This is a genomic window from Deltaproteobacteria bacterium HGW-Deltaproteobacteria-2 (assembly GCA_002840505.1).
Classification (GTDB): domain Bacteria; phylum Desulfobacterota; class Syntrophia; order Syntrophales; family Smithellaceae; genus Smithella.
Map to the genome: position 1 here is coordinate 516,835 of PHBC01000001.1, position 13,224 is coordinate 530,058.

Annotated in this window: 9 protein-coding genes; 4 read left to right on the plus strand and 5 right to left on the minus strand. The window is 41.7% G+C overall.

From position 1 onward, the window contains the following. Positions 1 to 140: 140 nt before the first annotated feature. Both CVU62_02430 and CVU62_02435 read right to left on the minus strand, forming a co-directional pair. Positions 141 to 1,379: a thiolase gene (locus CVU62_02430; protein PKN39074.1), complete on the minus strand. Its 1,239-nt coding sequence runs from the start codon at positions 1,377 to 1,379 to the stop codon at positions 141 to 143. A 115-nt stretch (positions 1,380 to 1,494) separates the two neighbouring features. Further along, entirely contained in the window at positions 1,495 to 3,093 is a 1,599-nt protein-coding gene (locus CVU62_02435) for an ATP-dependent acyl-CoA ligase (GenBank protein ID PKN39075.1), read from the minus strand. Between the two features lie 433 nt (positions 3,094 to 3,526). On the opposite strand from CVU62_02435, the gene CVU62_02440 reads away from it, so the two are divergent. The 3 genes from CVU62_02440 (at position 3,527) to CVU62_02450 (ending at position 7,451) form a co-directional block, all read left to right on the plus strand. Continuing rightward, complete coding sequence (locus tag CVU62_02440) at positions 3,527 to 4,579, plus strand: hypothetical protein (GenBank protein ID PKN39076.1); 1,053 nt, start codon at positions 3,527 to 3,529, stop codon at positions 4,577 to 4,579. A gap of 798 nt (positions 4,580 to 5,377) precedes the next feature. Continuing rightward, positions 5,378 to 6,085 (plus strand): glycosyltransferase, encoded by a 708-nt coding sequence (locus tag CVU62_02445; GenBank protein PKN39077.1) that lies wholly within the window; start codon positions 5,378 to 5,380, stop codon positions 6,083 to 6,085. Position 6,086: 1 nt separating this feature from the next. Next, complete coding sequence (locus tag CVU62_02450) at positions 6,087 to 7,451, plus strand: hypothetical protein (GenBank protein ID PKN39078.1); 1,365 nt, start codon at positions 6,087 to 6,089, stop codon at positions 7,449 to 7,451. Positions 7,452 to 7,532: 81 nt separating this feature from the next. Here CVU62_02450 and CVU62_02455 read toward each other — a convergent pair whose 3' ends face one another. From CVU62_02455 to CVU62_02465, 3 genes are all read right to left on the minus strand, one after another. Beyond that, positions 7,533 to 9,335: a hypothetical protein gene (locus CVU62_02455; protein PKN39079.1), complete on the minus strand. Its 1,803-nt coding sequence runs from the start codon at positions 9,333 to 9,335 to the stop codon at positions 7,533 to 7,535. 8 nt (positions 9,336 to 9,343) lie between these two features. Next, complete coding sequence (locus CVU62_02460) at positions 9,344 to 11,530, minus strand: hypothetical protein (protein ID PKN39080.1); 2,187 nt, start codon at positions 11,528 to 11,530, stop codon at positions 9,344 to 9,346. 166 nt (positions 11,531 to 11,696) lie between these two features. Continuing rightward, complete coding sequence (locus tag CVU62_02465) at positions 11,697 to 11,891, minus strand: hypothetical protein (protein ID PKN39081.1); 195 nt, start codon at positions 11,889 to 11,891, stop codon at positions 11,697 to 11,699. Positions 11,892 to 12,097: 206 nt separating this feature from the next. Between CVU62_02465 and CVU62_02470 the strand changes: the two genes are divergently transcribed. After that, complete coding sequence (locus tag CVU62_02470) at positions 12,098 to 13,192, plus strand: hypothetical protein (protein PKN39082.1); 1,095 nt, start codon at positions 12,098 to 12,100, stop codon at positions 13,190 to 13,192. Positions 13,193 to 13,224 lie beyond the last annotated feature (32 nt).

Below are 13,224 nucleotides of genomic sequence, written 5' to 3' on the forward strand. Positions count from 1 at the left end.
TATTTATCGTACTGCATCCTGCCTCAATAATGCAGATTCCCAGATCTTTTCCTACCTATCGTGGAAGAAGCAGCTTCCCATCACAGCAGGGATATAACCTAAGCGGCCTCTTGTACAGGTTTGAGCAGACTGGAAATGTCTCAAACTTTCTCGAATAGGTGTATGGTCATAGAAGCCTCTTCTACGCCGAGGTTTCCTCCGCCGTTTTCCGTGAGGGCAATACGTGCACCCTCGACCTGACGATTTCCTGCCTCACCTCTGAGTTGGGTAACAACTTCGTGAATCTGGGAAAGGCCGGACGCACCAATGGGGTGTCCTTTGCATTCAAGTCCGCCGCTCGTATTCACGGGCAGTTTGCCGCCAAGCGTTGTGGCTCCTGATTCTGCAAAATGTCCGCCTTCGCCCGGCGCGCAAAATCCCATGCATTCGCACTGATGCAGTTCCCCGTAGGATGTAGCATCATGAAGTTCGGCCAGGTCAATGTCTTGAGGTCCTATTCCCGCTATTTCGTAAGCCTTTTTGGAAAGTCTCTCGCCGATATCCTCACCGTCAATATCACGATGGGTCGCCGATCCGAGCACGGAGGCCCTGATTTTCACCGGCCTTGCGATTTTAAGTTTCCGCAGATATCTATCCGAGCAGAGAATGGCAGCAGCAGCTCCATCTCCCACAGGCGCACACATGGGAACTGTGAGGGGATAGGTCACCGGTCGGGCATTCATGACTTCGTCAACGGTCATTGTTTCCTGAAACTGGGAATAAGGATTGAGAGATCCGTGCAGATGATTTTTGGAGCAAATCACGGCAAGCTGTTTTTTTGTGGACCCGTATTTTTTCATGTGCCACCGCGCTCCCATGGCATAAGCATCCATGAAGATGCTTCTCCCTTCTCCGGGAGGAGTCTCTCCCTCGGGCAGTTTAAAGTCCAATATCTTGTTGAGATCCATCAGCATGTTGATGTGTTTTTCAAAGTTCTCCACATCCATGCACGTGGCGTATGCGCTCAAGGAAAGAGCCTTGTTTTGATTGCTGATCTTTTCCGAGCCAAGCGCCAGTACTACATCATACATACCGGAAAGGATGGCGGTATACCCCAAGTGGAAGGCCGTGGAACCACCCGCACAGGCATTTTCACAATTCACGATGGGTATGCCCTTAAATCCCGAATCCCAGAGCATAACCTCGCCACGGATGGAATGCTGGTTGGAAAACATACCCCAGAAGGAATTGGCCACATAGGCAGCCTGTAGATCTTCTATTCCTAACGCGGCATCGGCCAGAGTCGCGTTCAGAGCATCTTTGGCCATCCCTCTTACAGACCCGTCGAGGTACTTGCCGAACCTTATCATACCGACACCGATTACATATACATTGTCCATCTGTATCTCCTCTTTATTTTTTATGAAATCTTGTTGATGCTAATTTCATGTCTACAGCCTTGAGCGTCTGAAATGAGCCATGACATACACTCCATATTTCGGGCTGATACATTTTCTAAAATGCGAAGACATTGCTTGCGTCCATGCGGAACTCGTCTCGCAATACGCGATCCAGATTCTTCTCGGAAGCAGTTTTGGGTATCTCGTCCACGATTTGAAGATACTGTGGTATATAGCCTTTTTCCAAGGTTTTGGAGAGTTCTTTCGCGATAATCGCCACATCGAGTTTTGTACCCGGAACGGGTACAACAGCGGCGACGATGTCGCTCTCACCCGGCGCCCCCGATTCAGCCGGTATGCCGTACACGCAGACATCACTCACGTAGCCGAGATCCGCTATTGCTTTCTCCACATACTCGGGCAAGATAAAGTCACCTTGACGCCTTAAGCCCCCGCCTTTGCGGAAATCGAAGAACAGCCACCCATTCTCGTCTTTGTGGCACATGTCACCGGTGCGGAGTATGCCGCCGCGGGTTTTGTCTTCGGAAGCCTTCTTTTTACCAAGATACTCCACTTCCACTTTACCCTGCTTCTGGGACACGACCAGCTCGCCGATTTCTCCAGGGGCACATTCAGAATCATCATCGTGTACCACTTTCATCTCCATGACTCCTTCAATAGGTTTGCCGAATGAACCAATGGGACCTTCACCCGGAGGATTGTGCGCAAAGCCACCCTCCACGGCACCGTACCATTCATGAATCTTCACGTTGAAACGCTTCTCGAAATCCTCCCAGATGCTCCTGGGTGTTCCTGCGCTCAGGACCTTACGCACCGGGTTGTCGGCATCGTCCGGCCTTCTGGGCTCGCTATAGATGCCCATCATCATGCCACCCAAAAGCGAAAAGGTAGTGCAACCGTGCTTCCTGCAGATGTCCCAGAGCCTACTCTTTGTGAATTTGCGGCTGATGACCGACGGAATATTTAACATTAGAGAAGGTATCAGAGTAACGGATTGCGCATTGCCATGGGTGAGCGAGAGTCCGGTGTAGAGCTTATCATCCGGGGTATATTGCCAGATAAGCTGGGCAAGCATGATAAACATGGGCAGCCGATGCGCCTTAACCACAACTCCCTTGGGATCGCCTGTAGTACCCGAAGTATAGATGACCTCGAAAGGTACGTTGATCTCCCGGTTCAAATTATCTGGAAGACCGACCTCGGGACCATCAAGGATCTCGTTTAGAGAGGGGTAATTACTCATTGCAGGTTTTTTGAAACCCTCTTTGTGCAATACTCCTATTACTTTGACGTCCTTTAGCTCGTTCAGGACATTATTCACATCGTCGTTGAACTCGCTGGAGTAGATGATGCCTTTCGAATTGGAATCCTTGATCTGGTAGTTGAGCTTGCTCCCTTTGGACCGCGGATCGATTGGTACGACGACAGCACCGGTCATGGACCCGGCAAGCATGGTATAAATAAATTCAGGGTGATTGCGCATAACCAGACTGAAGCGGTCTCCCTTACCGATGCCTGCAGCCTCAAGGGCTTTCGCAACTTTGCACCCGTTCAGGAAAATGTCTTTGTAAGTTACCACCTCGTCCGCCAGGCTATCGCCGTTTTCGAAAGTAACAACAGGAAAGTCCGGCATCTGCTCGCACTTTGCCTGTATTTCATCGCAAAGTAATCCTTGTACATATTCTTTCGGCATAGCTCCTCCTTGTGATATTGCCTTATTTTTCTGTTGATGCTAGAGTAGCAAGCAAGGTTACTTAAAACAATATTATGAGAGGTCAATTCAATTGTGAGTTGCGGTCAGTGAGACAGGTGCTGTCCGGATATTTCATAATTCTTTTTGAATATTGGGTATAATAATCGAATATTAGAAAGATTTTCAGACAGATGCATTATGACGAAACATCATGGTACGGCTAAAAATAATTGACTAATGGCCACTAACCACAATGTATATGGCCTTAAATCATATTCGATCTTGTTCAAATAGACGGTATATTGATTATCAATGAACAGAAAGAAGGTGTCAGTGCAATTTAATCTTCCAATGTGTGATTAAACTGTATCAAGAGTCTTTCAACGTCTCTCTAAGATTGTTCAAGCGAAATAGAAGGCATGGTCAGTACGTTATGAATAAAGCTCCCGATCTTGGCAAGATTCATCTCAAGTCAACGGATCGTCTAAATCTTAAGCGATCTATCTACAGCATAAGAATACTTGCCGAGTATGCAAAGAAATTCAATGTTTCCGCTGAGGTTCTTCTATACGGCAGCAAGATTAGTGCTGATGATTTGACGGATCCTGAAATATCCATCACTCCCGAAGAGGAGCTGAAGCTCTTCAGAAGAGCTATTGCCCTGATTCCCGACCCGAAGATCGGATTGGAAATAGGCAAACTGCACAATGTCAGCGCTATGAGCCGGGTGGCCATTCCAGCAATTTTCTGTGACACTTTTCTTGACGCAATCCGCATGGTATTCAAGTATATGGACCTCACGCAGACATATTGCCAATACGAGCTCATCGTAAAGGATAACGACGCGATCATGAGCTGCGAGGAACTTATTGTATTCGGAGATCTGAGGCGATTTCTGTGCGAGCGCGATTTAGTGTCTGCCTATACTTTATGCTGCAATGCATTGGGCGCGCCTCTTGTTCTAAAAGAGATAATGCTGACGTATGCACAGCCTGAATATGTCAATGCTTATCAGGATATTTTCAATTGCCCGGTTACATTCAACGCAAACAGGTATCAGGTGATTTTCGATAAAAGCTATTTGTCTAAACAATTACCCCTGGCCAATGCCCTGACCAGGGACACCTATGAAAAAGAGTGCAAGCGGGCTTATGCACACCTGCATGAACAGAAGTCCACTCTGGACAAAATACAACAGGAACTTTTGTTCCCTTATGAAGACCCCCCTTGCTTCGAAAAGCTGGCTCGCCGGCTGAACATGTCTACCCGAACCCTGAGACGTCACCTTGCTGTCGAGGGTATATCGTACAAAACCCTGTTGAATGAGTTCCGGAAGAAAAAGGCTCTTGAACTTATCTCCTCAACGAACACGCCGATAGAAAACATTGCTGCGGAACTGGGCTATAAAGACACAGCAAATTTTTACCATGCCTTTAAGAACTGGACAGGCACCACTCCCAGTAGCTATCGGAAGACAAAACTTTAAAGTAATTTTTTTAAACTCGACGATAGCAAAAGAAAAGCAGGTCATAAATTTATTGCTTTTCGAAACGGCAGACAAGAGCAAAATTGTACACTCTAGCTTATTTTCACGTTGCATTCTTCAAATGGTAATCCTCAATTCTAATGACTGCAAAATATTGAGGAATAGCAGATGTAACGTTCAATAAGTTATTGGATCGTGAATTTAGTCAGGACTTCATCGGTTTAAACAAATTTCAATATTGATAAAATGGTAAATTTACGCATTTCCGACAAACTCTCCCGCGAAAAACCGGGGTTCAACTCCCCGTGGGACTACCATAAAATGATTGGCATTAATTGATTATTTTACAACTTAGAGTTGGGTTCCTGGATAGGTGGATGGAGAGCGTTGCTCTCTTTTAACATATCTTGATTCCGCAGTCTTCTGTCGCAGCACCTGGATTCATCTCAGGAACTTCTCCGTCGCTTAGTACGATCTTATACCCACACCTTGGGCATTTGCGGATCTCAACTGATCCGACAGTGTGTCACCCGCCCGTACCGACGAAGATATAATCGGTGTGATCCTTTTTCAATTTACAGTTTTTACAAATCAATTCCATGTTTTCACCTACAGGACTATAAAACAATTTTTTAACATATTGTGTTTTGATTTTAAGAAGGCTGTCCTACCTTGTCAAGGGATATTTTATATTAGAAGAGTTTTTATCAAACAATTCTGCGGTAACATTCAGGGGAAACTGTTCAGTAGCCAATATTTCCTTGATTTTGCCGATATTTATAAAGTAATAAGATAACTATGGATAAACTTTACATTGTTATGCCGGCCTATAACGAAGAGAACGTGATAGTCAATGTCGTGGATGAATGGCACAAAGTTATTGAAAAAATCGGGCATGATAGCAAACTGGTAATATTTAATGATGGAAGCAAAGATAATACATTAAGCGTTTTAGAAAACATCCGGAGTAAATATCCAGATCTGGTAGTGATTAGCAAAGAAAATACGGGACACGGGCCAACATGCATCTTTGCTTATAAATATGCCATTGCCGAAAATGCGGATTGGATTTTTCAAACAGATTCCGATGGCCAAACAAGATCAAGCGATTTTTGGCATTTTTGGAAAAAACGGAATAGCTATGATTTTATTATTGGCTATCGCGTGAAACGCGGCGACGGATTGGCTCGACGGTTTATCTCGCAAACGCTTAAAGTAGTAATACTCATAATATTTAAGATTTTTGTGAAAGACGCCAACACACCTTTCCGTTTGATGAAAGTTGAATGTTTACGTAAATACATACCGGCAATCCCCCGTGATTTTTTTCTTCCCAACACATTATTGTCGGTGATGATTACGAAAAATAAGGAAAATTTTTTCTGGCAAGAAATTACTTTTGCTCCGCGAACTTCCGGCATTTCAACTATTTCTTTGGCGAAAATCGGCAAACTGGGAACAACGCTGATAAAGCAATTATATAAATTGAGAAATGTAAAAACCTGAGATGAAAATTGTCTTAATAAGACCAAATTATAACTCTCACATAATAACACCACCGCTGGGGCTGGGTTATCTCTCGTCATATTTAAAAAAGTTCGGGATAGACACAGTAATTATTGACGGGTTAAAAGAAAGTTTGGAATTGAACCAAATGGTTGGTAAGATTTTAGACTTGAAGCCTGACGCCGTAGCAATAACCTGTCTCACGGCTTTTTATAAAGAAGTTATTTTATTATCCAGAGAATTAAAAAAAAATAATATTAGAACTATTATCGGCGGTGCGCATCCTACTTTTTTACCTTATCAAACATTAATTGATTCAGGGGCTGATTATGTAGTGTGTGGAGAGGGAGAACTCTCGTTCCTTAATTTAATTAACAGAAGCTTTCAAAATGATAATATTCAAGGTGTTTACTCTTTAAAAAATTTAAAAAATGAACAGCAGCCAATAATAAAATCGCCGATAGTCGAGAATCTGGACGAACTGCCATTCCCTGATTGGGAACAAATAGACCCGAACAGCTACCCCAGGGCTCCGCATGGAGCTTTTATGAAGGGATTTCCTATCGGTGTGATTATCACCAGCCGTGGTTGCCCTTATGAATGTACATTTTGCGCCAGTCCCCAATTTTGCGATAGAAAAATACGATTCAGAACTCCGGAAAACGTTGTCGCGGAAATTGAATATTTGGTTAAAGATTTCAAAGTAAAAGAAATACACTTCGAAGATGATAATTTGACTTTAAGAAGAGATAACTTAGAAAAACTATGTCATTTGTTAATTGAAAAGAATATTAACATTAAATGGGCCTGTCCAAACGGAATCCGAGCCGATGAAGTCGATCAGGAAATTATTCAATTAATGAAGGACAGTGGATGTTATTATTTTGCCTATGGCATTGAATCCGCTAATCCTCGGATTTTAAAAAATATTAAAAAAAGAGAATCCATAGAGACTATTGAAAGAGCGATTGCAACAGCGGACAAGGTCGGTATAGCCTGCCAGGGATTTTTTATTTTTGGGTTACCGGGAGAGACTGCCGATACTATTGAAGAAAATATAAATTTTGCTGTCAGGTCAAAATTGTCACGGGCGCAATTTATGATTTTAGATGTTTTACCTGGTTCTGAATTGTGGGAAATACTAAAAGGCAAATTTGTTCCGAACTGGAATAAAGAAAGCTACAAGGAACCGGAATGGATACCTGATGGCGTAACCAGGGAACAACTGCTATCAGCGCAATCGACTGCCTTTAGAAAATTTTATTTGAGGCCCCAAATATTCTTTAGATTATTAAAACTGGTTGATCACAGACAGATTTTTTATTTTATTAGAAGATTAAAAGATTACAGGTTATTAAAAGATTAACCGTTATGATTATTTGATGATAGTCGGAGATGATTCAAACTTCTTTTTTCTAAAAAATCATTCCATGAGCAAGTTCAGATTCTAATTAGTGGGATTGATTTTTAATTTACTTCCCATAAAACGTGATACGGAATCATTATCCAGAAAACATCTTACAGACAAACCTTCCGCAATCGAAAATCTGTCTATCAGTGTCATATTGGCAAGAACATATTGAGAAATCGGATCGCCGGAAGGGAAAGAAAATTGTTTGTCTTGCCAGAAGCGCAGAGGTTCTTCCAGAGCAATAGGCACCAGAGCAGGCATTGCTTCAAACACGTAAACCAGTTTGGGCTTGCGCCCACGGGTTTTCATGAATTCCATTGTCATATGAAGATAATACTCAGGCTCCTCTATAAAAGAAATAATAGGGTCTTGCAGGGCTGGTCTACGCCGGGCTATCATGTGCACCATGGGAGAGGAAACATAAGAAATTATATAATCATTTTTATTCGAATAAGCCTGAGACGTTGTACTGATCCAGTCATACAAGTTTTTGTAAATCTGATTGGTTTTGATGCCCTTGCCGAACCCTGCTTCTATTTCAGCATTTGCCTGTTCAGGAGCCACATCGAAAAAAGTATATTGCCAGTCAGACCATGCCGTTGAATAGTAAAAAGGAGCAAAAAACAAGATTAAAATAGCCAATTTTACAAGATAGATTCTTTTTTTGATCGTTTCCATGGATAAAATAACGCATGCCATTGCTGCTATAGCGGGTATGGAAGAGTGAAGCACCGTCAGGAAACCTACGGCAGAAAGAATACTGCTGGTAATGGCTGCGATTACGCTATAAAAAAAGAGGACAATGGCAAGCGATTCAAAGTTACTCCAAGGCGTTTTCTTAACAATTTTGAATATGAAATAACACAAAAACAATAAATACGATGATGCCAATAAAGCGGCAAACCATAGGGGACGGCTATACCATCCGTTATACCAGCCATGATAATAAGGAGTTGTCAATCCGAACAGAGACGTGTTGATGGCAAAAAACATCATTATTGATAGTATGAACAATAAGCCAACTAATGATACCGTCTTCGATATCTTTGTACTCCACAAAAAGGCACTCGTAAAAAGAAAGGTGATGCTGACGCGTTTCAATGCTTCCCCATTAATGGAAATGAGGGGCCCCGCTAAATGAGGGGATGAAGAAAGCCTCAATTGAACCTCTGTAATAACACTCTGGATGAAGGCATTTCCGTAAATACCAAGGAAAATTATCCACAATAATAAAACCGGAGCCATAACAAAACATAGATCCTTAAAATTAAAATCAAGAGCTTCTATTTTAAATCTCCTGATAATAATAAACAATATAATCACCGAAATGACGACCACACTCATGTGGAGCAGACTGAAGCTGATCAGCCCCATGATGAAGAATGCCAGATGAAGAGTTATAAACAGATGGGGATAGGTGTAATAGTTAAGATTCGAGATTGCGCCCACGGGATCAAGCCCTGTAAACGCAAATACGGAAAATATGAGCGGTTGGAACCAGAAATCTTTATTGATTCTATATAGCGCGAAGCTCAAAAACAACAGTGAAAAAATAGTAAGAATAAATTGCAATTCCCGGAAACCGAGCAATGTTATGCCGGGGTAAAGCCTGAAAACAAGAGCGTTAATCAATATTGCAGCCCTGGGTGCACCTGTAAATTTGTCACTGAAAAAGTCATCACCGACTGTAAGCCGCCAGGCCTCTGTCATGTGCCAGCCTTCATCGCCAAAATTAAAACCGTATTGGAGTTTGAACCATCCGAATACGGCGGCCACAATGAAAATGCTACAAGATATAAAAAAGGGAAGAAGCTGGCTGGAATGGATTTTATTTTTCATATGAGGCCTCAATCCCTAACATTAGCTTCTTGAAGTTTCTTCAGAATCGCCTTATAGTCCTTCGTATTTTTGATGTTATCAAAATCATGGTCTGTCTGCAAAAGTCCCCCATCATTAAAACCTTTATCCACCGCTTTCGTAAGCCACAGAATTGAATCGTTAATTTGTTTTCGCTTGGCATAGATACAGGCAATATTATAGTAACTATCAATCCTATTCGGATCAATTGCTACAACTTTTTTCAAGAGATTCAAGACTTCCAGATCATTTCCTTTCAGAGATTGATTGATCGCCAGGCGCATCAAAGCCGGGATGAACTTCGGGTTGGTATCCAGTGCTCTTTGATAATATCTTTCGGCCTTATTAAAATTCCCCCGCCTTTGATAAAAATTTCCCATAAGCAAATTTGAATTCGGATTAGCGGGATCAATATTCAATTTATTTTCCAATACACGTAATGCAGACGCATTATCAAGAAAACACCTTACAGATAATTCCTGCGTAATGGGGAAACTGTCTATCAGTGTCGTATTGGCAAGGACATATTGAGAAATAGGATCGTCGGAAGGGAAAGAAAATTGTTTGCCTTGCCAGACGCGTAGAGGTTCTTCCAGATTAATAGTATACAGAGCAGGCATTGCTTCAAACACGTAAACCAGTTTTGGCTTGCGCCTACGGGTTTTCATGAATTCCATTGTCTTATGATAATAATCCTCAGGAAACTCTGCAAAAGAAATATGGGATTCATCCAGGGCTGGCCTGCGCCTCGCGATTATATACACCATGGGAGAGGCAACATAAGAAATTACATAATCATCTTTATTCGAATAAGCCTGAGACGTTGTACTGATCCAATTATATAAGTTTTTGTAAATCTGATTGGTTTTGATACCCTTGCCGAATCCCGTTTCTATTTCAGCATTTGCCTGTTCAGGAGCTACATCAAAAAAAAGAAATTTCCAGTCAGTCCATACCGTTGAATAGTAAAAAGGTGCGAAAAACAGAATTAGAATGGTTAATTGTACAAGATATGCCCTCTTTTTGATGGTTTCCAAAGACAGGATGATGCATGTCATTGCCGCCACAGCAGGGATGGAAGAGCCGAGTATTGCTCCAATGCCAACACCAGAAAACATACTGCCGTCGATGGCTGTAATTATGCCGGGAATAAAAACAATAAGAGCAAATAATTCAAAATTATTCCATGACTTTTTCTTGACAATTTTAAATATGAAATAACACAAAAATAAGAAATACGATGATGCCAATAAAGCGGAAAACCACATGGGACGGTTATACCAGCCGTTATACCAGCCGCGATGATAAGTCGTTATCAATCCGAAAAAGGTCGTATCGATAGCCGTGAACATCAATATTGCCAGTATTGATAAGACAGCCACTAAAAGAGCGGTCTTGGATATCTTTGTGCTCCACAAAAAGACAATCGTAAAAAGCAAGGTGATGATGGTATATTTCAAGACCTCCAGATTAATGTAGATTAACGAGTTCACTAATGGATTTGAAGGAGAGAATATCACTTGAAGTGATGAAATGACATTCCAGATGAAGGCGTTTCCATAAATACCAAGGAAAATTATCCATAATAATAAAACCGGCGCCATAACAAAACACATATCCTTAAAATTAAAATCAAGAGCTTCTATTTTGAATCTCCTGATAATAATAAACAATATAATCACCGAAATGACGACCACACTCATGTGGAGCAGACTGAAGCTGATCAGCCGAAGGGTTATAAACAGATGGGGATAGGTGTAATAGCTAAGATTCGAGATTGCGCCCATGGGATCAAGCCCTGTAAACGCAAATACGGAGAATATTATCGGCTGAAACCAGAACTCTTTACTAATTTTGTATAGCGCGAAGCTCAAAAACAACAGTGAAACAATAGTAAGAATAAATTGCAATTCCCGGAAACCAAGCAATGTTATGCCGGGATAAATCCTAAAAATAAGAGAGTTAATCAGTGTTGCAGCCCTGAGCGCACCTGTAAATTTGTCACTGAAAAAGTCATCACCGACTGTAAGCCGCCAGGCCTCTGTCATGTGCCAACCTTCATCAGCAAAATTAAAGCCGTAGCGGAGTTTAAGCCATCCGAATACGGCGGCTATCATGAAGATACCGAAAGATATGGCAAAAGGGAGCAGTTGGCTGGAACGGATTTTATTCTTCATAGTGACGGCGCCCCAAAAAGATTAAGAACAGCAGTCGTAAGCCGCAAGATATGTTCCTTTGTCTGAGTCGGGTTGAGGTTTGTTCTCTCTGTTTGCCGCCTAATTCCGCGATGAGACATCATTATCAAACATGTATCCTTTGGCCTCGGTCCATACAGAACACATATTATATATTTATCATACCCATATCAAAATTATTTTTGAAATACAATTGCGGAATGTTTTCATTGGAATCACAGGTATGAATCCCAAAGCAAGCTTTGGGAACGGATTCCGTAGCAAGCTGCGGAGTATTAAACCATCCGCTTCGCGGGATTGTTCCCAATCCCGATCCATTAGTATTGGATAATTCGACTAACAAACTTTAATGCGCTTAGCTTTTAAAGTTTGAGTCTTATTACAACTTACCCATTGAGCTGCTCTTCGCTTTCGGAATGGAAGTTTCAACAATAAAAAGTTTTAATGAATTACAAAAGATGGTGAAAAAAGCAATTGACTATTACAATAACGGGCGATATCAATTCAATAAGCGGATAAAAAACAGGATGCAGTATAGAATTCTTCGAGATGAGAAGCAAATACCTTAAAATCCTTAGACAAAAGATTAGAGAAAGCGATTTCTTGTGGTTTCCGAAAAACGCTGTCCGGATGGCCGGTGTCGTCGCTTCCGCATATCTTAATAAAAACGTTGTCGGTCCGGTGAATGTCATAATCGTACCATCATGGCGCTGTAATTCTTTGTGCAAGATGTGCGATCTCGCAAAAAAACCATCGGCAGGAGAGATGGACTTTAATGAGTTCAAGCGAATCGTAGATGAACTTGCCGATATCGGCGCATCAGTATTCTCCTTCTTTGGCGGAGAGCCTTTTGTGAGGGAGGATATATTGGAAATGATTTCTTATGTCAGATCTAAGCATCTGATTACACAGATTAGCACGAATGGCATAATTCTCTCCGACAAGAAGCTCGCTCGAAAGCTCGTTGAAACAAATTGCGACATTATCACTTTCTCTCTGGACTGCATGGATTCTGTGACATACAAGCGGATAAGGGGCGTTGACAAGTTTAATGAAACCATCGAAGGCATCCAAAACACTATCTACTTCAGGGATCTCCTAAAAAAGCAAACCGCCATCAATGTAAATTTTGTAGTGATGGATGAGAATATCGATGATGCCATGGAAATAATCAAGTTCATCAAGAGTCTGGGTATAGATCTTGTGACTTCTTATCCAATCGTCGAACTCGGTTACCTCAAAAATTACCAATCCAACGAATTCAACAAAAAGCTGGTTGATCTTTTTAAAGAATTAAAAAAAATCAAAGATCGCAACAATGTTTTGGATATTTCAATTGAATATCTTGATTACATCATTAAAAGGATCACAGATAAACGGCCGAGAGTTAAATGCTTTGCGCCAATCTCAGACATACATATCGATCCATTCGGAAATGTATTCCCATGCATACATTTCTTAGGCAAAGAAAAGGCTGTTGGAAATATCAAGGGTAAATCTATCAGGGAATTCTGGTATGGTAAGAATTATGCAGCACTGAGAAAGCAGTTGGCAAACTGCGACCAATGCGACTACATGTGCCATGTCGAGCCTGCGTTATTCTTCAACAAGTTCTGGTTTAAAAGCAATACAAAGAAAGCATGAAAGTCCCGCAAACAGCAATCTGTCCCGGAAAA

What these genes read in the sequence shown, in the direction of transcription:
- CVU62_02470 (PKN39082.1), top strand. Translation starts at nt 12,098, where the DNA reads ATGAGAAGCAAATACCTTAAAATCCTTAGACAAAAGATTAGAGAAAGC.
- CVU62_02445 (PKN39077.1), top strand. Translation starts at nt 5,378, where the DNA reads ATGGATAAACTTTACATTGTTATGCCGGCCTATAACGAAGAGAACGTG.
- CVU62_02450 (PKN39078.1), top strand. Translation starts at nt 6,087, where the DNA reads ATGAAAATTGTCTTAATAAGACCAAATTATAACTCTCACATAATAACA.
- CVU62_02460 (PKN39080.1), bottom strand. Translation starts at nt 11,530, where the DNA reads ATGAAGAATAAAATCCGTTCCAGCCAACTGCTCCCTTTTGCCATATCT.
- CVU62_02435 (PKN39075.1), bottom strand. Translation starts at nt 3,093, where the DNA reads ATGCCGAAAGAATATGTACAAGGATTACTTTGCGATGAAATACAGGCA.
- CVU62_02430 (PKN39074.1), bottom strand. Translation starts at nt 1,379, where the DNA reads ATGGACAATGTATATGTAATCGGTGTCGGTATGATAAGGTTCGGCAAG.
- CVU62_02440 (PKN39076.1), top strand. Translation starts at nt 3,527, where the DNA reads ATGAATAAAGCTCCCGATCTTGGCAAGATTCATCTCAAGTCAACGGAT.
- CVU62_02455 (PKN39079.1), bottom strand. Translation starts at nt 9,335, where the DNA reads ATGAAAAATAAAATCCATTCCAGCCAGCTTCTTCCCTTTTTTATATCT.